Below are 18,503 nucleotides of genomic sequence, written 5' to 3'. Positions count from 1 at the left end.
CGCCCGAGCCATGACGTCAGCGGCTCCAGCGATTTCCTCTCCGGTTGGCGTCATCGCAGGTGGCGGCGCCATGCCGTTTGCGGTCGCGGAGTCGCTTGCCAAACGCGGCATGGCGCCGGTGCTGTTCGCGCTGCGCGGCGCGTGCGATCCGGTCCGCGTCGAGGGCTTCCGCCACCGCTGGATTTCGGTCGGCCAGCTCGGGCGGGCGACAAGGCTGTTTCGCGAGGAGGGTTGCCGCGACCTGATTTTCATCGGCACCTTGATGCGGCCAGCGCTGTCCGAAATCCGGCTGGATCTGAAGACGCTCCGTGTTCTCGCAAACGTCATCCGCGCGTTTCGAGGCGGTGACGATCATCTGCTATCCGGCGTCGGCCGCATTCTCGAGCAGGATGGATTTCGCATGGTCGGGATCAAGGATGTCGCCCCGGACCTCTTGATGCCCGAAGGCTGCATCACGCGCACGACACCGGCCGGCAACGCCAGCGCCGACATTGCGCGGGGGCGCGAGGTGCTTGCCGCGCTCGGCCCGTTCGACATCGGCCAGGCCGCGGTCGTGATCGACGGGCATGTGGTCGCGGTTGAGGACATCGAGGGAACTGACGGGCTTCTGGCGCGCGTGGCGCGGCTGCGTGCCGACGGCCGCATCCGTGCCCAGAGCGGCCGCGGCGTGCTGGTGAAGGCACCCAAGAGCGGCCAGGACCTGCGCTACGATCTGCCGACAGTCGGGCCGCGCACGGTCGAGGGCGCCGCGAAAGCCGGACTTGCCGGTATTGCCGTCATTGCCGGCAACACGCTTGCCGCCGAACCGCAGGCCATAATCGAGGCTGCGGACGCAAGACGGCTGTTCGTCATCGGTGTGCCAAGCTGATGCACGGCCGCGCCCCAGACATCACGCGCAAGATCTTCCTGATCGCGACGGAGGAATCCGGCGATCGCCTCGGGGCTGCGCTGATGAAAGTGCTGCGCCAGCGGCTCGGCGATGCCGTGCAGTTTACCGGCGTCGGCGGCCGCATGATGGCGGGCGAGGGCCTCACGTCGCTGTTTCCGATCGAAGAACTCTCGATCGTCGGCCTTGCCGCGGTGGTGCAGCAGTTGCCGAAAATCCTGCGATTGATCCGGCACGCCACGGATGCCGCGATCGATGCGGCACCGGACGTGCTCGTCATCATCGACAGCCCCGATTTCACCCATCGCGTCGCCCGCCGCGTGCGCGCGCGCAATCCCGGCATTCCGATCGTCGACTATGTGTCGCCATCGGTCTGGGCCTGGCGGCCGGGCAGGGCGCGCGCGATGCTCGGCTATGTCGACCATGTGCTGGCGCTGTTGCCGTTCGAGCCGGAAGAATATCGCAAGCTGCGCGGGCCGCCCTGCAGCTATGTCGGCCATCCCCTGACCGAGCAGTTTGCCTCGCTGCGGCCGAATGCCGAGGAAGCGAAGCGGCGCGATGCGCAGCCGCCGGTCCTGCTGGTGCTGCCCGGGAGCCGGCGCAGCGAGATCGGGCATCACCTCGCGCTGTTCGGCGAAACGCTGGCGCAATTGCGCGCAAGCGGCGTTGCGTTCGAGCCGGTGCTGCCGACCATGCCGCATCTGGAAGCTGTGATCCGCGAGGGCGTGCAGGGCTGGCAGGTCAAGCCGCAAATCGTGGTCGGCGAGAGCGAGAAGCGCGCAGCGTTCAGGATCGCACATGCCGCGTTCGCCAAATCCGGCACCGTGACGCTGGAGCTTGCGCTGTCAGGCGTTCCCATGGTGACGGCCTATCGCGTCGGCGCCATTGAGGCCTTCATCCTGCGCCGTGCGATCCGCGTGCCATCGGTGATCCTGGCCAATCTCGTGATCGGCAAGGAAGTCATCCCCGAGTTCCTGCAGGAGAACGCAACGCCCGAGAAGCTGTCGCAGGCGCTTGGCGAGGTGCTCGCGGATTCTGCGCTGCGCCGGAGCCAGGTCGAGGCCTTCGCCACGATGGACGCGATCATGTCGACCGGCAACCAGCCGCCGAGCGTTCGCGCCGCCGACATCGTGCTGGCGACGATGCGGAACGGCCGGCGGACGAGCTAGCTAGCCGTCGTTCACGGCCCTCTTTCAGCGCGCCGGCGCGCATCGGGCCCGGATTCATTCATCCATTGAGCCCCCGACTGGCCGATCGGATCTCTATCGGCCCTTCGAGCGTATCCGTTCGGCGAGGACCGCGAGGTACGTGAGCGTGCAGAGTTCCGGCGTTCAAGGTGGATGGAGCAATCCGTCGGATCTTAGCGTGTCAATCGCTTCGACGAGGGTGAGGCCGCGATGGAGGCAGAACCATTCTCCGGTGTGACGGTGCCACTGGATGTCGAAGCGATTGCGGCTGATCCAGTCGAGGCGGGCGAACGGCGCGTCGAACTCTTCGCCGGGATTCTCCGGGAAGCCGGAGCGGTAGCGTTGAATGAAGCGATATTTGGTGCCGTGCCACTTTCCCAGGATATCGACGGGATAGTTGAATTGCGTCGGCCGGATAGTGGACAGGAAGCGACGCTTCAGGAAGTCGTCGATCAGTTGCTGGCAGGCAGCCGTCACCGCCGATTTATCTGCCGCGGACAGACCGCTCGCTCTCATGTGTCCTCCTGGCTCACGCCGCTTCGACATGGCTCGGCGTTAGCTTTCGCCAGTTCCAGGGCAGCAGCTCAGCCTGCCTCCGGATAGCATGATCGTTGATGCGCACCAGCCAGTCGGCGAGCCAAGCCTGTGGATCGAGATCGTTGAGCTTGGCGCTGGCAATATGGGTGTACCTCGAGCCGCGCTTCGCCTCCAAGGAGGCCACTTGCAGCTTGTTGCTGTTGCGACTTAGTTGCAGGAGGCTTGTCTAGCGGAACCGCCTGTGTCAATCTTGCGAGTAATTCGCAACTGGGGTGGGCGGCTGTGCGGGTGAGGCGGCAGATCGACGATTTCGGAGAGGTCTACAGTAGATTTGCGAATGCATCGCAATTGCATCTTGGAGCGTTCCGTCGCCGACCCCAGACCTCAATGGTGGTGGGCTTGGTGGCTGCGTTTCTTGTTTCCGCTCCCGCCCTCGCTGACGACGCCGCCTCGCTGAACGGCATTCCCCCGTCGTCCATCGCGACCAGCCTTTCGGCCGACGGCGATCCCACTGGCTTCCGAAGATGGCTCGCGGAACGCGGGATCACTTTTGGGCTGATCTATACCGGCGAAGCGTTGCGCAACCTGTCAGGAGGCGTACGGCGCGGAGGGCTCTATGAGGGCAAGCTCGAGGGTTTCGTCGCGGCCGACCTGGAGAAGCTTGCGGGTTGGCCGGGGCTGGGTTTCTTCGCCAATGCCTTCCAGATCCATCATACGGCGGGGCTGCGCGACCAGCATTTCGAGAGCCTGATCACGATCAGCAACATCGAAGCCGTGCCGTCGACACGGCTGTCTGAATTATGGCTGGAGCAGAAGCTGTTCGACGACCGCTTCAGCATCCGCTTCGGCCAGCTTGCGGCGGACACCGAGTTCTTCGTCAGCGACTACAGCAAGACGCTCATCAGCAGCGATTGGCCGACAATCGCCGGTGGCAATTTGCCAAGTGGCGGTCCCGCTTATCCTCTCGCGACGCCGGGCATCCGGCTGAAGTTCGATCCCAGCCCAAGCTGGACAGCCCTGGTCGGATTGTTCAACGGCGACCCGGGCGGGCAAGCGACCATCAATCGCACCGGCACCAATTTCCGCGTGAACGATCCGCCCTTGCTGATGGGAGAACTGCAGTACCGCAACAATCAGGACAAGGATTCGCGCGGGCTGGCCGGCACGTTGCGGTTCGGCGGATGGCACCATTTCGGGATGTTCGCAGACATGAGGTTCGACGATGCCGGCCTTTCGCAGGCAAGCCCGTTCGCCAGCGGGAACGCGCGTCTGTTTCGCGGGTCGAGCGGCATCTACGGTATCATCGATCAGCAGATCTATCGACCCGAGGGCGGCGACGCCACAAGCGGCATCGCCGTATTCGGCCGGATCTCGGGCACTCCATCGGATCGCAACCTGATCGACTTCTTCCTCGACGCCGGAATCGTGTTCTCAGGACTGCTGCCCGGCAGGCCTGAGGACGAGTTCGGAGCTTCATTCATCTGCGCGCACATATCCGATCGGGCGCGCGCGCTCGATCGTGACATGATCGACCTGACCGGAATCCATCAGCCGCTCAGGGATTTCGAGCTCACGATCGAGCTCTCCTACCAAGCCCAGATCAAGCCAGGCTGGACGCTTCAGCCGGTCTTTGAATACGTCGTCCATCCCGGTGGACACGTTCCGGACCCGATCTTGCCGAGTTCGCCGGTGAAGAGCGGGGCGCTGATCGGCGTACGCAGCACGATCGCGTATTAGCTAGCCGTCGTCGGCGGAGATCGCAGCCCGCGGCAAACGAAAACGGCGCCACCAGAAATGATGGCGCCGTCTCGAACTTCGCGAATCTTGAAGCTTACTTCCGCTTGTCGATCGGGACGTATTCGCGGCTGGCGACGCCAGTGTAGAGCTGGCGCGGGCGGCCGATCTTCTGTTGCGGATCCTCGATCATCTCGCTCCACTGGCTGATCCAGCCGACCGTGCGGGCGACCGCGAACAGCACGGTGAACATCGAGACCGGGAAGCCCATCGCCTTCAGCGTGATGCCCGAATAGAAGTCGACGTTCGGATAGAGCTTGCGTTCGATGAAGTACTGGTCGCTGAGCGCGATCTTCTCCAGCTCCATCGCCACCTTCAGCATCGGATCGTCGCCGTGGCCGATCTCCTTCAGCACGGCATGACACATCTTCTGCATGATCTTGGCGCGCGGATCGTAGTTCTTGTAGACGCGGTGGCCAAAGCCCATCAGGCGGACTTCGCTGTTCTTGTCCTTCACCTTGGCGATGAAGTCAGGAATGTTCTCCACCTTGCCGATGCTGTAGAGCATGTTCAGCGCGGCTTCGTTGGCGCCGCCATGCGCTGGGCCCCACAGGCAGGCGATGCCGGCCGCGATGCAGGCGAACGGGTTGGCGCCGGAGGAGCCGGCGATGCGCACCGTGGAGGTCGACGCATTCTGTTCGTGGTCGGCATGCAGGATGAAGATCTTCTCCAGCGCGTCCGCCAGCACCGGGTTGATCTTGTATTCCTCGCAAGGCACGCCGAAGCACATATTGAGGAAGTTCTCGGCGAACTTCAGCGAGTTCTTCGGATACATGAAGGGCTGGCCGATGGTGTATTTGTAGGCCATCGCCGCCAGCGTCGGGATCTTCGCGATCATGCGCATGGAAGCGATCATGCGCTGCTGCGGATCATTGATGTCGGTGGAGTCGTGGTAGAACGCGGCGAGTGCGCCGACGGCTGCAACCATGATCGCCATCGGATGGGCGTCGCGGCGGAAACCCTGGAAGAAGCGCGCCATCTGTTCGTGCACCATCGTATGATGGGTGACGCGATAGTCGAAATCCTTCTTCTGCGCGGGCGTCGGAAGCTCCCCGTAGAGCAGGAGATAGCAGGTCTCCAGGAAGTCGCCGTGTTCGGCAAGCTGCTCGATCGGATAGCCGCGGTATTCGAGGATACCGGCGTCGCCGTCGATATAGGTGATCTTGGACTGGCAGCTTCCCGTCGAGGTGAAGCCCGGGTCGTAGGTGAACACGCCGGCCTGGCTGTACAGCTTGCCGATGTCGATGACATCAGGGCCGACGGTGCCGCTCAGGATCGGGAAATCGTAGGTCTTGTTGCCGATCGTGAGGGTAGCTGTTTTGCTGCTGGATTGTGCGTCCATCGTGTTGTCCCCGATGAATTTGTTGCGAAAATCGAACCTGCCCGAGTTGCTATTTTACGGCGGATGTCGGGACAAGCCGGATTGTCTAGAAGGCCTCGCCAGATGCGTAGCTTATTGCCCTGTGCGCTGCAAGGTGGACCCTTGGAGGGGCATGGCAGGGCTTACACAGCCGACTGATCGCGCAGGCGGGCAAGACTTTCCTCCCGCCCCAATACCGCCAGGACATCGAAAATACCCGGTGAGGTGGTGCGTCCCGTCAATGCCACCCGGAGCGGCTGGGCGATGGCGCCGAGCTTGAGATTGTTCTGCTCCGCGAAATTCCGCATGGCGGCTTCCGTGGTCTCCAGCCGCCAGTCAGTGACCGTCTCCAGTGCCGCGCGAAGCTTCCCGATCAGCGCGCGCGTTTCTGGCGTCAGCAGCGCGGCGGCTTTTGGTTCGATCTCGATCGGCCGGTCGGCGAAAATGAAAGACGCGCCCGCGATCAATTCGATCAGCGTCTTGGCGCGCTCCTTCAGACTCGGCATCGCCCGCAGCAATTGCGCGCGCGTCGTGTCGTTGAGCTTGGCTTTGATGGCGGCGCCGTCGGGAACGTAGTCCAGCACGCTCTCGAACTGAGTCACGAGAGATTGATCGTCGCTGTGCCGGATATAGTGGCCGTTGAGATTCTCCAGCTTGGCGAAGTCGAACCGCGCCGCCGAACGGCCGATCGCCGGCAGGTCGAACGCCTCGATCATCTCCTGCGTGGAGAATATCTCCTGGTCGCCGTGGCTCCAGCCGAGCCGGACCAGGTAGTTGCGCAGCGCCGCCGGCAGGTAGCCCATCGCCCGGTAGGCATCGACGCCGAGCGCGCCGTGGCGCTTGGAGAGCTTTGAGCCGTCGGGGCCATGGATCAGCGGGATATGGGACATGCTGGGGATGTTCCACTCCAGCGCATCGTAGATCTGCTTCTGGCGCGCGGCGTTGATCAGGTGATCGTCGCCGCGGATCACATGGGTGACGCCCATGTCGTGATCGTCGACCACCACCGCGAGCATGTAGGTCGGCGTGCCGTCACCGCGGAGCAGGACGAGGTCGTCGAGGTTCTCGTTCTGCCAGACCACGCGGCCCTGGACCTGATCCTCGATCACGGTCTCGCCGGTCAGGGGCGCCTTGAGCCGGATCGTGGGTTTCATGCCGGGCGGCGCGCCGGCCGGATCACGGTCGCGCCACATTCCGTCGTAGAGGCGGGTGCGGCCCTCGGCGCGCGCTTTCTCGCGCATGGCGGCAAGTTCCTCTGAAGTCGCGTAGCAGCGATAGGCCCGCCCGGCGGCGAGCAACTGCTCGGCGACCTCGCGGTGGCGGGCGGCGCGGCTGAACTGGTAGATGACCTCGCCGTCCCAATTGAGCTCGAGCCAGGTCAGGCCGTCCAGGATGGCGTCGATCGCCTCCTTGGTGGAGCGCTCGCGGTCGGTGTCCTCGATCCGGAGCAACATCTTGCCGCCGTGCTTCCTGGCATAGAGCCAGTTGAAGAGCGCGGTGCGGGCACCCCCGATATGGAGGAAGCCGGTCGGCGAGGGGGCGAAGCGTGTGACGACGGAATCAGACATGACCGGATGCGGGCTCGGGCTTGAACGGCGCTGGTGTATAGCAGGAACAACGCATAACTAAAGCCTTTGGCATTACTAAAGGCTTGGGCTGTGTGAAAGCAGCCTCGAAAGCAGGCTTGGCGGGCCGGGGCGAATTTGGCAGAAGGGCGGCTGATCCCTTTTTTGAGCATGATCTTTCGGGAAGGCGGCTTCCGGTTTTCCGGACCATGCATAGGAACCCTCGATGACGACAGAACCATTGGCGGCAGAAACGGTGGCGGCGGAGACCGGACGCGATTTCATTCGCGACATCGTCCAGGCTGACCTCGCTGCACAGAAGCACAGCCACGTCGTGACGCGCTTCCCGCCGGAGCCGAACGGCTACCTGCATATCGGCCACGCCAAGTCGATCGCACTCAACTTCGGCATCGCGCAGGAGTTTCCCGGCCATTGCAACCTGCGCTTCGACGACACCAATCCGACCAAGGAAGAGCAGGAATATATCGACGCGATCCAGGCCGACGTGCGCTGGCTCGGCTACGACTGGGGCGACAATCTCTATTTTGCCTCCGACTATTTCGAGCGCCTCTACGAATGGGCCGAAAGCCTCATCAAGCAGGGTGACGCCTATGTCGACGACCAGAGCCAGGAGGAGATCCGCCTCTCGCGCGGCACGCTGACCGAGCCCGGCAAGAACTCGCCCTATCGCGACCGCCCGGTGGAGGAGAACCTCGACCTGTTCCGCCGCATGAAGGCCGGCGAGTTCCCGAACGGCGCGCGGGTGCTGCGGGCCAAGATCGACATGGCCTCGGGGAACATCAACATGCGCGACCCGGTGCTGTACCGGATCCTGCACGCGCACCATCCGCGCACCGGCGACAAATGGTCGATCTATCCGAGCTACGACTATGCCCACGGCCAGTCGGACGCGATCGAGGGCATCACGCACTCACTCTGCACCCTTGAGTTCGAGGATCATCGGCCGCTCTATGAATGGCTGCTCGACAAGCTGCCGGTGCCGTCCAAGCCCAGGCAGTACGAATTTGCGCGCCTGAACCTGACCTACACGCTGCTCTCCAAGCGCGTGCTGACCCAGCTCGTGCGCGAGGGCCATGTCGCCGCCTGGGATGATCCGCGCATGCCCACCATTGCAGGCTTGAAGCGGCGCGGCGTGCCGCCGGCGGCGATCCGCGAGTTCATCAAGCGGATCGGCGTGGCCAAGTCCAACAGCGTCGTCGACGTCGGCATGCTCGAGTTCTGCATCCGCGAGGAGCTGAACCGCACCGCCCTCCGGCGCATGGCAGTGCTGCGGCCGCTCAAGGTCGTGATCGAGAACTATCCGGAAGGGCAGGTCGAGGAGATCGAGGCGATCAACCACCCCGACGATCCCGCAGCCGGCACCCGCAAGATCGCCTTCGGCCGCGAGCTCTATATCGAGCGCGACGACTTCATGGAGAACCCGCCGAAGAAATTCTTCCGCCTCTCGCCGGGCACCGAAGTGCGGCTGCGCTACGCCTATTTCATCAAGTGCACCGGCGTCATCAAGAACGACGCCGGCGAGATCGTCGAGCTGCGCTGCACCTATGATCCCGCGACCAAGGGCGGGAACGCGCCCGACGGCCGCAAGGTGAAGGCGACCATGCACTGGCTGCCGGCGGCGCAGTCGAAGCCGGCCGAGATCCGCATCTACAACCAGCTCTTCGCGACGCCCAGTCCGGACGCCGGCAATTTCGCCGCCGATCTCAATCCGCAGTCCCTGGAAGTGCTGACGGACGCGCGCATCGAGCCGGCGATCGCCGAGAGCAATTCGAACGAGGTGATGCAGTTCGAGCGCCAGGGCTATTTCGTTCGCGACCCCGACTCGACGGCGGACAAGCCGGTGTTCAACCGCACCATCGGCCTGCGCGACACCTTCGCCAAGGAAGTCGGCGGCAAGAGCTAGAGGTGGGCGAGATGCACGGCGAAGCCGACGACATCGTTTCCACCATCATGGCAAAATGGTCCACCGGCTTCAGCAGGCTGGATGCCGCAGCACTCGCTTCGCTCTATTCGGAGGGCGCGTTCTTCTTCGGCTCCAATCCGACACTCTATCGTGGCAGGGAAGGGGTTTCGGCCTACTTCAACGGCCTGCCGCGATGGCGCTCTCCGACCGTTCAGTTTTCCGACGTGCGCGCGGCGCAGGTTACCCCGAACGTGATCAACATGGCCGGCACGGCGTCATTCTTCCTGGGCGACGGCGAACCGCCGCTCTCGGTGAAGATTACCTGGGTGATCGTCCGCGAAGACGGCGACTGGAAAATCGTCAGCCATCACGTCTCGTCGAAAGCGCCGCTGATTGACCGCTAGGCCGCTCATTCCGTCAGCGGTGGTCGTCGCTAGATGTCGTAATAGAGGTGGAACTCGTAAGGATGAGGGCGTAGCCGGATCGGATCGATCTCTTTCTTCCGCTTGTAGTCGAGCCAGGTTTCGATCACGTCGGCGGTGAAGACGTCGCCACGGAGCAGGAAGGCATGATCGCGCTCGAGCGCATCGAGTGCCTGATCCAGCGACCCGGGTGTGGACTTCACATCCTTGGCCTCGGCGGGCGGCAGGTCATAGAGGTTCTTGTCGATCGGGCTGCCCGGGTCGATCCGGTTGTTGATGCCGTCAAGGCCGGCCATCAGCATCGCGGAGAAGGCCAAATAGGGATTGCAGGAAGGATCCGGCGAGCGGAACTCGACGCGCTTGGCCTTCGGGTTCGGCGAATACATCGGAATGCGGCAGCAGGCCGAGCGGTTGCGCTGGGAGTAGACCAGATTGATCGGAGCCTCATAGCCCGGCACCAGGCGCCGATAGGAATTCGTGGTCGGGGCGCACAGCCCGCACAGCGCCCAGGCGTGGGTCAGGAGACCGCCGATATAATAGCGGGCAAGCTGGCTCAGCTCCGCATAGTCGCCCCTGTCGTAGAACAGATTGGTCTCGCCCTTCCACAGCGACTGGTGAACGTGCATCCCTGAAGCATTGTCCTCGAACAGCGGTTTGGGCATGAACGTCGCGGTCATGCCATGCTGCTTTGCGGTGTTCTTCACCACGTATTTGTAGATCATCAGATTGTCCGCCATGTGCGTGAGCGTGGTGAAGCGCATGTCGATCTCGTTCTGGCCGCCGGTCGCGACTTCATGGTGATGGGCTTCGATCTGGATGCCGAGTTCTTCCATTGTCAGCACCATTTCGGTGCGGAGATCCTGCATGCTGTCGGTTGGGGGAACGGGAAAGTATCCCTCTTTCGGGCGCGGCTTGTGGCCCAGATTCGGCACTTCTTCCTTGCCTGTGTTCCAACTGCCTTCCCCAGAATCGATTTCGTGGAAGGCGTAATTGATGCCCTGTCCGTAGCGGACGTCGTCGAACACGAAGAACTCCGCCTCCGGACCGAAGTAGCTCGTCTCGGCGCGCCCGGTGCCCTTCAGATGGGTCTCAGCCTTCTGCGCGATGTAGCGGGCATCCCGGCTATAGGATTGACCGGTCACGGGATCGCGGATGTTGCAGACCAGGACCAGGGTCGATGCCAGCGAATACGGGTCGAGGAAGGCCGTGGTCGGGTCCGCGACGACCAGCATGTCGCTTTCCTGGATCTCCTGAAAGCCGCGGATCGATGAGCCGTCGAATCCGATGCCCTCGCTGAGAGCATCGATACTTGCCGCGCTCGGCGGGACGGAAAAATGCTGCCACACCCCCGGCAGGTCAGTGAAGCGCAGGTCGATCATCTGCACCTTCTCATCCGCGATCGCCTTTACGAGATCTTCGGCTGTCGTACATTTGGGAAACATGGCTTCGCTCCTGTCATGGAGAGCCGGTCATTAGAGATCACGCTGTCGCTCCGCCGCGACCAAGAACGGTTTGCGACGAATTCTGCTCCACCTTCTCGGTCGCCGCACCGGCACCCTCAGCTTTGGTGCGGCCCGCGCATCAGCTTCATGGCGTCTTCGATATGCCGCCAGGTCTTGGCGAGTTCGACGTCGCCCTTTGCTTCGAGCTCGATGGCGTTCTGGGCAGCCTCCGCAATGGCCTTGGCGCCATGTGCTTCCAAGAGCTGCCGCGCATAATCGTGGATTTCGATTTCTCGCATGGCGTCATGCTCCTCTCCTTCCGGGCGCAACCGTGAAATTCCAGTCGGGCCGAGAGCCGTAGACGTTGACACCTGGTTAAGCGCAGCAGTGTGCATCCTGCTGCGGCGCACTTGCAAGAGTGCTTTCCGCGTGATGGGGGGCCGGGAAGCGGCTCCGGAACACGGGCAGCGGCAACACAACGCAGGTCGGGCGGATGTCTTTCCGGCGGCGCTTCACCATATCTATGGGAGAGGGGAGGTGAGCGTCATGCGCATTCAACACTGGCAGGACGTTGCCAGCTTGTTGGTGGGTGTATGGCTTGTCGTGTCGCCCTTTGCCCTGGGCTTCGGCGGGGCGGCCGTCTGGATAACCATCGCGCTTGGGTTGGCTGTCATCCTGTTTGCCATCGAGGCATTTGTCATTCCATCCTATCTGGAGGAATGGGGCGAGATGCTCCTCGGACTGGCTCTGTTGCTGGCACCTTGGACGGTCGGCTACGAGCACGTCTCGGCGACGGTAAGCAGCATGCTATCGGGCATATTGGTGATCTTGTTCGCTGGCTGGGAGCTGGTGACCGATCGTGATTTCACCACCTGGTGGCACGATCGCTGGCATCACCGCGCCGGCTGAGAACGGAGTCGAACGGGCCTTGCACCGACCGCCATCTGGTGGCGGCCGGGGGGCGGGAATTGTGCGGAGCGTAGGGCTTCACGGCCCCGCACCAAGGCTATTCGATCACGACGCTGTCTTAGGCTCTATCGGTTGCCAGATGCTGATCTTGCGTGTCTCGGGCATCAGGAAAACGGCGAGCACGAAGCAGACCGCGGGAACTACGATCGGATAGATCAGCGCGTAGCCGACGCTGCCGGTGGCGGCGAAAGCCGCCGAGGTAATGAACGGCACCAGGCCGCCGCCCCAGCCGTTGCCGATGTGATACGGCACCGATACCGATGTGTAGCGGATCCTGCTGGGGAAGAATTCGGCCAGGAACGCGCCGACCGGCCCGTACACCATCCCGACGTAACAGACGAGGATGAAGATGATGAAGACTGCGATCGGATAGTTGATGTTTCCGGGCTGCGTGACCGTTCCGAGCCACAGATACAGCGGATAGTAGGTGATCGCGGCAAGCAGCATGCCTCCCAGGATCACCGGCTTGCGGCCGATCAGGTCCGACAGCCAGCCAAAGAAGATCAGGCTCGGCGTCGCAAGTAGCAGCGCGGCCCCGACGATGTAGGCCGAGGTCAGAGCGTCCACCTTGGAGACCTGCTGCAGGAAGTACAGCGCCCAGAACTGTCCGCTGTACCAGACTACGCCCTGTCCGATCAGGACGATGATGGCGATTCCGATGTATTTGATGTTCGAGCTAAGGAACGCTTCCTTCCAGGGGTTCCTGGTCATCTGCCCACGGGCCTTGATCTCCTGGAAGATCGGCGTCTCCTGGAGCTGGAGGCGGATGTAGATGGCGATGGCCACCAGCAGGAATGAGAGCAGGAACGGAACGCGCCATCCCCATTCGTTGAAGGCCTGATCGCCGAAATAGATCCGGGTCAGAATGATCACGGCCAGCGACACCACGATCCCGAGCGTCGGCGAGGTCTGGAGCCAGCCGGTGTAGTAGCCGCGTCTATCGTCGGGCACATGCTCGGCAACATAGGTGATGGCGCCGCCATATTCGCCACCCAGGCACAGGCCCTGGATCATGCGTAGCCCGAACAGCACGAACGCGGCGGTGAGACCGATCGACTGATAAGTCGGGATCAGGCCGATCGCGCCCGTTCCCAGTCCCATTCCGGTGAGCGTGATGAGAAACGTATATTTGCGGCCGACCCGGTCGCCCATCCATCCAAAGAGGAATGCTCCGAGCGGACGGATCAGGAATCCTGCAGTGAACAGGGCGATCGTGCTCAGCAGGGCTGCGACGGGGTGGGATTGTTCGAAGAACTTGACCGACAGAACGGCGGCCAGGCTGCCAAAGATATAGAAGTCATACCATTCGATGATGTTTCCGACCGACGCGGCAACAATCACGCGGCGAAAATCGCTCGGTACCTGAATTGCCATGTGCTGCTCCCATTAGTTCAATGACTTCTCCTCGCGTTTTTCAGCGCTCTATTCGCTCGCGGAGTACGCGTGATGCGCGACGCTACAGGCTTGATTTGCGAGTTGCGTCCGCAACGCCGGTCTCAGGGAAGCCTTGAACCACCTGAGAAGGGCTCCAGCGGTCTTCGAACCGCGAGCCACCACTGCCTCATCCCGTCTGTCCGGGCGGAGGCGCAGCCACAGTCTAATCCTCAATGAGACTGCGGCCTTATGAGACTTTCGGCGCAGTCGGGTTTGAAGCTGGCTAAAGAGCCAGCGCTAGGATTGGGAGCGCCACCGGCACGACGTTCGCATCTGTTCCGCTATCCCGTGGATACCTGCTTCCGGTAGCTTTGCGGAAACCAGGGGCAGTCCAGGGCGCAGGATGTCGGACGAGGGCAGGACGCCGGGCGGCAGGCGCGGCTATGCCGGCACCTGGCCGCCGCGCGAGGCGATGGCGCCGGCGGGTGGGTATGCCCCGATCGGCGTCGGCGCCTGGCCGCCAATCGTCGAGACGTTGCGCCAGTGGGCCGGCGCCGAAGCGGGCGCCGGACGGCTTCTGCCCTGGGTGCCGGTCGCGTTCGGCAGCGGCATCGCGCTCTACTTCGCCGCCGACCATGAGCCGGTGCTGTCGGTCGCGGTCATCGTCGCGATCGCGCTGTGCGCTGTCGCGTTCCTGCTCAGGCGACGGCAGGCGTTCGCTGTCGCCGTCATGATTGCCGCCGTTGCGGCGGGTTTTGCGGTTGCCACCTGGCGAACCGCGCGGGTCGCGCATGGCGTGCTGGCGCGGCCGATGTTCTCGGTGTCACTCACCGGATTTGTCGAGACGCGTGACATCCGCGAGCGCACCGACCGTTTCGTGCTGCGCGTCGCAAGCATCGAAAGCCAGCGCGGCACGCCGAAACTTGAGCGCGTTCGGCTGTCGGTGAAGAAGGGCACTGCCCCCGAAGTCGGCAGCTTCGTCGAATTGAAGGCGCGGCTGCAGCCGCCGCTCGCTCCTCTGCGGCCCGGGAGCTACGATTTTGGCCGCGATCTCTATTTCCAGGGCATCGGCGCGTCCGGTTTCGTACTCGGCGCCATCAAGACGACCGCGCCGCCGGAAGGCCGCGGATTTACGCTGCGCTATGCGGCCTTCATGCAGGGCATGCGCGATGCGATCGATGCGCGGATCCGCAACGTGCTCGAAGGCGACAATCGCGCGATCGCGACCGCACTCCTGACCGGCCGGCGCGATGCGATCTCCGAGCCGGTGAATGATGCGATGTTCATCTCGGGGCTCGGGCACGTGCTGTCGATCTCGGGCTACCACATGGCCGTGGTCGCGGGCGTGGTCTTCTTCGCGGTTCGCGCGCTGCTTGCGCTGTTTCCGGTGCTCACCGTGGGCTTTCCGATCAAGAAATGGTCTGCCGCGGCGGCGCTCGTGGCGGCCGCCTTCTATCTTCTGCTGTCGGGTGCGGAGGTCGCGACGCAGCGCTCGTTCCTCATGACCGCAGTGGTGCTGATCGCCGTCATGGTCGACCGCCGCGCGGTGACGTTCCGGACGCTCGCGGTCGCGGCCATGATCGTGCTCGCGATCGCGCCGGAGGCGCTGGTGCATCCAAGCTTCCAGAACTGGAATGCGCCAGTCGCGTGGACCGCGTTTCGACCCATAAACCCGTTGAATTGTTGAAGGTTTTTGGCGCGGCCATCATGGGCGCCGTGAACAAAAACCGCTCAAAACCGGGCAAAAAATCCCGGATTGGCAGCGCAGAGTCCCGGAAAAAGTCCCGGAATCGTTTGGCGCGTTCACGGCGCGTTCGGGGGGGGCACTGTTCACCGCCCTTGACCACCAAATATCTCAGTCGGCGCTTTACCGTTCTCGCTGACGCGACCTATCTCTCCATCCCAAGCACGATCGGCCCCTTAGCCGAGTGCACCGCGGCACAGCCGCAACCCGTAATTTTTCTCGCAGTTTTCCCGCGCCGCCCACCATATCTGTTGAGGTCAGCTTTTAGCGCCTTCGCCTGCAAAGGCGCACTAATCGGTATTAGTCCTAAGCGAGGAGCAGAGCGGGATGGTTATGCGGGACGGAAGCTACGTCGACGACCTCTACTATGCAGGCGGGGATTCAGTGACCGTCAAGGTCTTGATCGGTCGTGACGACGCCGAATGGCGCACGGCGCATCTTTCCGAGATGCCGAGCGAGTGGCTGTCCGAAGTGAAGGCAGCCGTGGATGGGGCTCTTTCGGGGATTTCCTAAAACAGGATTGATCGTGAAGATACTTAATCTGCGCCCATGTTCGGGCGGAAGGCGCTTTGCCTCTATCGACGTTGAGATTGCGCCCGGAGTTCGGGCAATGGATGTTTCCGTCATTCGCAAGACTGACGGCTCGCTGCGTGTTTTTGGTCACTCGCTGACCTTCGACCGCAGTGTTGCCGATAGCCTGGCGCGCGCCGCGGTTGCGGTCGGAGAGTGTCAGCATGAGCGACGCTAAGCAGCGCACCGCCAAACCCGGCGATTTGCTTTCGCAGTGGTGGACGCTTGGCGCGATTGCCGCCGACCGGCGCACCACCGGACGACACATGAAGGCTGGCTGGGTAATCATCAATTCATACTGGCAAAAGCACGGCAACTGTCGCGCCAGTCTCTCGTACATCCAAAAAGCCACGGGCCTCGACCGAAAAGCCGTCGTCAAAGCGTGCCGCGAACTGACCAATTGGGGACATGTCACGCGCGTGAAGTATGCCGGAACGCGCCCCTCCGAGTACGTGCCTAGGTGGGTGACAACCGCTAGCGGTGTGCAAACGGCCACCACAAAGGATGATGCTCTTAGTGGTGGCGAAATGACCACCGCCCTGGTGGTCGAAACGACACCACTAAAGGGCGCTAGTGGTGGCGAAATGACCACTGAATCCTACCTACCTGAACCGGCTTACAAGCCGGCTTCAGGAAAGGTAGATGGTGATTGCGCCGCGCCTACGGCGCCGCCTTTGGCTGGCCTGTCGGCCGCCACGGCGGGGGCGGCGCAAGAAGAGTTACAGCACTCTCAAGCCGATCCAACATTTGAAGCCCTGTGGCGCGCCTATGCCTATGCCAAGGGGAAGAAGGAGGCGCTTGCGGCATGGGCCGCTCTCCCGGCCGGCACCAACCTTGTCGCCGTGATCCGAGCCGCTACGGCTTGGCAGGCGTCATGGGCCGCTCAAGGCAAGCCGAATGCACCGCGGTATACCCTGGCCGTGTGGTTGCGCGACGAAAGGTTTGACGAGGACGCGCCTCGCGGATTCCGGAAGGTCGAGCGCGGCAAGGCCAAGCTGAAGGTCGCCAAGCGCGGCAGCGACATCCGAAGATACACAATCGTTGAGCGTGTCGATGAAGGCAGCCCATTCAAAAGCTACTTTGAGACGTTCACCTTCCGGGCCTTGGATGGCGAGCATGAATTCACGCGGCGACTTCATGTCGTGCAGGCTGACGCGGAGTACGCTGAAGGTGCAGACGCGGCCGAGTATCGCGAGCTTTGTCGGGACGCGTTTGGCGAAGAACATGGCATTGTGAATCCTATCGGGGAATGGATTGGCCGCATAATCGGCATCAGCGAAGAGGCAGGCGAGTCGGTGCTTTGGCATTTGCCCGACGAAAACGAGCCGCCTGACGAGCCCGAGCCAGCACCGGGATCGGAACCAGAGCATCGCGCACCAGCGGTAACGCTGCCGGCACCCCTACCACCGCGGCCCGGCGACTGGCCGGCATGGATGGGCGCCGAATATGAGGAGGACGACGCAGCGTGACGGTCGTGTGCGACTACACGGGGGCCGCCCCAACACTCTAGCACCTCTCAATCCTCACACCAGTGGCGCCCTCGAACGCGTCATCCCGCAGGTTTTCAGATTATTTTTCCAGTTTGTGTGCAGCCGGCAACCGGCCACACCAAGACCGCTAAGCGGCAAAAACGAAACCCTTCATGGGTGCACATCACGTGAATAAACCAGCAAACGACAACCAACCGCGCAACCCGGAAGAACATCGCCGCATCCTAGCCCAGCAGCGCGCCAAGCAAGACGACAGCCGCGAGGTACGCTTTCGCAACCGGGACTGGCCGACGTTCGGTCGGCTCAAGCGAGCTGATGCCTGGCGAGAGATTCAGGCATTGGAGCGCTACGCAGAGGACGAGGGCGTGTCACTGCCCGAGGGCAGCCTGCATGCCGCCAACGACAACAGCCCGGTCGACGATACCGGCCGCACCGAGATCAGCCGCGTCGACAGCCGGCTGGGCGAGGAGGTACCGGACGGCGACGATATCATGGCAGCATGGGAGGCCGATGAAGAAGACCGGAAGGCCGGCAGGCCAGAGAAAGCGAACCGCATTCTGTATGGCGACCACGGCAAGATTATCGCCGTGAAGGTTCGCGGTAGATACCGCTCACTCGAAGAGGTGTTCTCGGAGCCGCGCGGCCCAGCCGAGGACAAGGCCAGCGTTGCTATGGATTCCGGCTACAGCATGCCCGATGAATTGCCCGACGCCGACGACGAAGCAGCCCGGCGCATGGACCATGTTGCCATGAAGCGGCGACTTGGCCGGGAGGTTTGCCGCGTCTTGGAGCTGGCACTGGGAACGCTCACCGCGGAGGAGATCGGCGAGGAACTGGGGCTCAGTGCCAAGAGCGGCGAGCGCATGGCTATAAGGCTGGTTGACGGCGCTATCGTCAAATTGATGGCCGAGTATGCCAAGCGGGATGCTGCGGACATGGCGGCATAGGCGAGGGCCGCGCCCGAATAAGCAGGAGGGGCCGCCAACTGAGGCGGCCTTACTCGTCTTGCTCCGGATGAAGAGCGACCTTTTCAGCAAGTAGGTCAGCGATGAGTTGAGCTATTCCCTCGCTAGCCAACTGATCAGTGACACGGGAGAGAAGGGCGCGGTAGTGCTCGATCTTCTCATCTATCTCGACGCATTTCTCGCACATTGCCGCCTCGTCGCGCCAATGCGTGGCAACCAACATTCGTTAGGTTCGTTCCCAATTGGGAGGCCGACAAACCTGAGGGATGAAAGT

At 62.8% G+C, this 18,503-nt stretch carries 17 protein-coding genes and 2 pseudogenes; 11 read left to right on the top strand and 8 right to left on the bottom strand.

Annotation, left to right across the window (positions count from 1 at the left end; translation table 11 throughout):
* Nucleotides 1-10 precede the first annotated feature (10 nt).
* Both CWO89_RS07280 and lpxB read left to right on the top strand, forming a co-directional pair.
* Nucleotides 11-868: an LpxI family protein gene (locus CWO89_RS07280; RefSeq protein WP_130577952.1), complete on the top strand. Its 858-nt coding sequence runs from the start codon at nucleotides 11-13 to the stop codon at nucleotides 866-868.
* Nucleotides 868-2,055, top strand: coding sequence for a lipid-A-disaccharide synthase (gene lpxB, locus CWO89_RS07275; RefSeq protein ID WP_165421041.1), 1,188 nt, complete (start codon nucleotides 868-870; stop codon nucleotides 2,053-2,055). The genes CWO89_RS07280 and lpxB overlap by 1 nt, the downstream gene beginning before the upstream one ends.
* Nucleotides 2,056-2,217: 162 nt before the next feature.
* Here lpxB and CWO89_RS07270 read toward each other — a convergent pair whose 3' ends face one another.
* Nucleotides 2,218-2,589: a DUF3024 domain-containing protein gene (locus tag CWO89_RS07270; RefSeq protein ID WP_245475797.1), complete on the bottom strand. Its 372-nt coding sequence runs from the start codon at nucleotides 2,587-2,589 to the stop codon at nucleotides 2,218-2,220.
* A gap of 13 nt (nucleotides 2,590-2,602) precedes the next feature.
* Nucleotides 2,603-2,761 (bottom strand): annotated as a pseudogene (locus tag CWO89_RS07265) (transposase domain-containing protein); the annotation flags it as partial.
* Nucleotides 2,762-3,012: 251 nt separating this feature from the next.
* Between CWO89_RS07265 and CWO89_RS07260 the strand changes: the two are divergent.
* On the top strand, nucleotides 3,013-4,347 hold the full coding sequence (locus CWO89_RS07260) for a carbohydrate porin (RefSeq protein ID WP_245475796.1): 1,335 nt from the start codon (nucleotides 3,013-3,015) through the stop codon (nucleotides 4,345-4,347).
* Nucleotides 4,348-4,441: 94 nt separating this feature from the next.
* Here CWO89_RS07260 and gltA read toward each other — a convergent pair whose 3' ends face one another.
* Together gltA and gltX are read right to left on the bottom strand one after the other, a co-directional pair.
* Nucleotides 4,442-5,746, bottom strand: coding sequence for a citrate synthase (gltA, locus tag CWO89_RS07255; protein WP_130577947.1), 1,305 nt, complete (start codon nucleotides 5,744-5,746; stop codon nucleotides 4,442-4,444).
* 161 nt (nucleotides 5,747-5,907) lie between these two features.
* Complete coding sequence (gltX, locus tag CWO89_RS07250; protein WP_130577946.1) at nucleotides 5,908-7,332, bottom strand: glutamate--tRNA ligase; 1,425 nt, start codon at nucleotides 7,330-7,332, stop codon at nucleotides 5,908-5,910.
* Between the two features lie 223 nt (nucleotides 7,333-7,555).
* Here gltX and CWO89_RS07245 point away from each other — a divergent pair, with 223 nt between their 5' ends.
* Nucleotides 7,556-9,253, top strand: coding sequence for a glutamine--tRNA ligase/YqeY domain fusion protein (locus tag CWO89_RS07245; RefSeq protein ID WP_130577945.1), 1,698 nt, complete (start codon nucleotides 7,556-7,558; stop codon nucleotides 9,251-9,253).
* Between the two features lie 11 nt (nucleotides 9,254-9,264).
* Nucleotides 9,265-9,657: a YybH family protein gene (locus tag CWO89_RS07240; RefSeq protein WP_130577975.1), complete on the top strand. Its 393-nt coding sequence runs from the start codon at nucleotides 9,265-9,267 to the stop codon at nucleotides 9,655-9,657.
* 29 nt (nucleotides 9,658-9,686) lie between these two features.
* Here the strand turns inward: CWO89_RS07240 and glnA are convergent, their stop codons facing one another.
* Nucleotides 9,687-11,117, bottom strand: a complete 1,431-nt coding sequence (glnA, locus tag CWO89_RS07235; RefSeq protein WP_130577944.1) for a type I glutamate--ammonia ligase — start codon at nucleotides 11,115-11,117, stop codon at nucleotides 9,687-9,689.
* A gap of 116 nt (nucleotides 11,118-11,233) precedes the next feature.
* A complete protein-coding gene (locus CWO89_RS07230; RefSeq protein ID WP_165421039.1) occupies nucleotides 11,234-11,416 on the bottom strand; it encodes a hypothetical protein in 183 nt (60 codons plus the stop codon).
* A 247-nt stretch (nucleotides 11,417-11,663) separates the two neighbouring features.
* On the opposite strand from CWO89_RS07230, the gene CWO89_RS07225 reads away from it, so the two are divergent.
* Complete coding sequence (locus CWO89_RS07225) at nucleotides 11,664-12,026, top strand: SPW repeat domain-containing protein (RefSeq protein WP_165421042.1); 363 nt, start codon at nucleotides 11,664-11,666, stop codon at nucleotides 12,024-12,026.
* Nucleotides 12,027-12,131: 105 nt separating this feature from the next.
* Here the strand turns inward: CWO89_RS07225 and CWO89_RS07220 are convergent, their stop codons facing one another.
* The gene (locus CWO89_RS07220; protein ID WP_130577942.1) at nucleotides 12,132-13,460 is read right to left on the bottom strand and encodes an MFS transporter; all 1,329 of its coding nucleotides are present in this window, start codon (nucleotides 13,458-13,460) and stop codon (nucleotides 12,132-12,134) included.
* Nucleotides 13,461-13,863: 403 nt separating this feature from the next.
* On the opposite strand from CWO89_RS07220, the pseudogene CWO89_RS07215 reads away from it, so the two are divergent.
* The 5 genes and pseudogenes from CWO89_RS07215 to CWO89_RS07195 form a co-directional block, all read left to right on the top strand.
* Nucleotides 13,864-15,087 (top strand): annotated as a pseudogene (locus CWO89_RS07215) (ComEC/Rec2 family competence protein); the annotation flags it as partial.
* Between the two features lie 444 nt (nucleotides 15,088-15,531).
* Nucleotides 15,532-15,717, top strand: coding sequence for a hypothetical protein (locus tag CWO89_RS07210; protein WP_130577940.1), 186 nt, complete (start codon nucleotides 15,532-15,534; stop codon nucleotides 15,715-15,717).
* 97 nt (nucleotides 15,718-15,814) lie between these two features.
* Complete coding sequence (locus CWO89_RS47660) at nucleotides 15,815-15,952, top strand: hypothetical protein (RefSeq protein WP_245475795.1); 138 nt, start codon at nucleotides 15,815-15,817, stop codon at nucleotides 15,950-15,952.
* Nucleotides 15,939-17,243 carry a helix-turn-helix domain-containing protein gene (locus CWO89_RS07200; RefSeq protein WP_130577939.1) on the top strand — a complete coding sequence of 435 codons (1,305 nt, stop codon included), beginning with the start codon at nucleotides 15,939-15,941 and terminating at the stop codon, nucleotides 17,241-17,243. The genes CWO89_RS47660 and CWO89_RS07200 overlap by 14 nt, the downstream gene beginning before the upstream one ends.
* A gap of 173 nt (nucleotides 17,244-17,416) precedes the next feature.
* On the top strand, nucleotides 17,417-18,211 hold the full coding sequence (locus CWO89_RS07195) for a hypothetical protein (protein WP_130577938.1): 795 nt from the start codon (nucleotides 17,417-17,419) through the stop codon (nucleotides 18,209-18,211).
* A gap of 49 nt (nucleotides 18,212-18,260) precedes the next feature.
* On the opposite strand, the gene CWO89_RS07190 is transcribed toward CWO89_RS07195, so the two are convergent.
* The gene (locus CWO89_RS07190; protein WP_130577937.1) at nucleotides 18,261-18,452 is read right to left on the bottom strand and encodes a hypothetical protein; all 192 of its coding nucleotides are present in this window, start codon (nucleotides 18,450-18,452) and stop codon (nucleotides 18,261-18,263) included.
* Nucleotides 18,453-18,503: the final 51 nt, after the last annotated feature.

It is taken from the genome of Bradyrhizobium sp. Leo170, from assembly GCF_004296405.1.
GTDB lineage: Bacteria > Pseudomonadota > Alphaproteobacteria > Rhizobiales > Xanthobacteraceae > Bradyrhizobium.
This window is presented reverse-complemented; position numbering and strand designations above follow the sequence as displayed.

Excerpts from the sequence above, each read along its gene's own strand:
- CWO89_RS07280 (WP_130577952.1), top strand. The coding sequence starts at position 11 with ATGACGTCAGCGGCTCCAGCGATTTCCTCTCCGGTTGGCGTCATCGCA.
- lpxB (WP_165421041.1), top strand. The coding sequence starts at position 868 with ATGCACGGCCGCGCCCCAGACATCACGCGCAAGATCTTCCTGATCGCG.
- CWO89_RS07270 (WP_245475797.1), bottom strand. The coding sequence starts at position 2,589 with ATGAGAGCGAGCGGTCTGTCCGCGGCAGATAAATCGGCGGTGACGGCT.
- gltA (WP_130577947.1), bottom strand. The coding sequence starts at position 5,746 with ATGGACGCACAATCCAGCAGCAAAACAGCTACCCTCACGATCGGCAAC.
- gltX (WP_130577946.1), bottom strand. The coding sequence starts at position 7,332 with ATGTCTGATTCCGTCGTCACACGCTTCGCCCCCTCGCCGACCGGCTTC.
- CWO89_RS07245 (WP_130577945.1), top strand. The coding sequence starts at position 7,556 with ATGACGACAGAACCATTGGCGGCAGAAACGGTGGCGGCGGAGACCGGA.
- CWO89_RS07240 (WP_130577975.1), top strand. The coding sequence starts at position 9,265 with ATGCACGGCGAAGCCGACGACATCGTTTCCACCATCATGGCAAAATGG.
- glnA (WP_130577944.1), bottom strand. The coding sequence starts at position 11,117 with ATGTTTCCCAAATGTACGACAGCCGAAGATCTCGTAAAGGCGATCGCG.
- CWO89_RS07230 (WP_165421039.1), bottom strand. The coding sequence starts at position 11,416 with ATGCGAGAAATCGAAATCCACGATTATGCGCGGCAGCTCTTGGAAGCA.
- CWO89_RS07225 (WP_165421042.1), top strand. The coding sequence starts at position 11,664 with ATGCGCATTCAACACTGGCAGGACGTTGCCAGCTTGTTGGTGGGTGTA.
- CWO89_RS07220 (WP_130577942.1), bottom strand. The coding sequence starts at position 13,460 with ATGGCAATTCAGGTACCGAGCGATTTTCGCCGCGTGATTGTTGCCGCG.
- CWO89_RS07210 (WP_130577940.1), top strand. The coding sequence starts at position 15,532 with ATGGTTATGCGGGACGGAAGCTACGTCGACGACCTCTACTATGCAGGC.
- CWO89_RS47660 (WP_245475795.1), top strand. The coding sequence starts at position 15,815 with ATGGATGTTTCCGTCATTCGCAAGACTGACGGCTCGCTGCGTGTTTTT.
- CWO89_RS07200 (WP_130577939.1), top strand. The coding sequence starts at position 15,939 with ATGAGCGACGCTAAGCAGCGCACCGCCAAACCCGGCGATTTGCTTTCG.
- CWO89_RS07195 (WP_130577938.1), top strand. The coding sequence starts at position 17,417 with ATGGGTGCACATCACGTGAATAAACCAGCAAACGACAACCAACCGCGC.
- CWO89_RS07190 (WP_130577937.1), bottom strand. The coding sequence starts at position 18,452 with ATGTTGGTTGCCACGCATTGGCGCGACGAGGCGGCAATGTGCGAGAAA.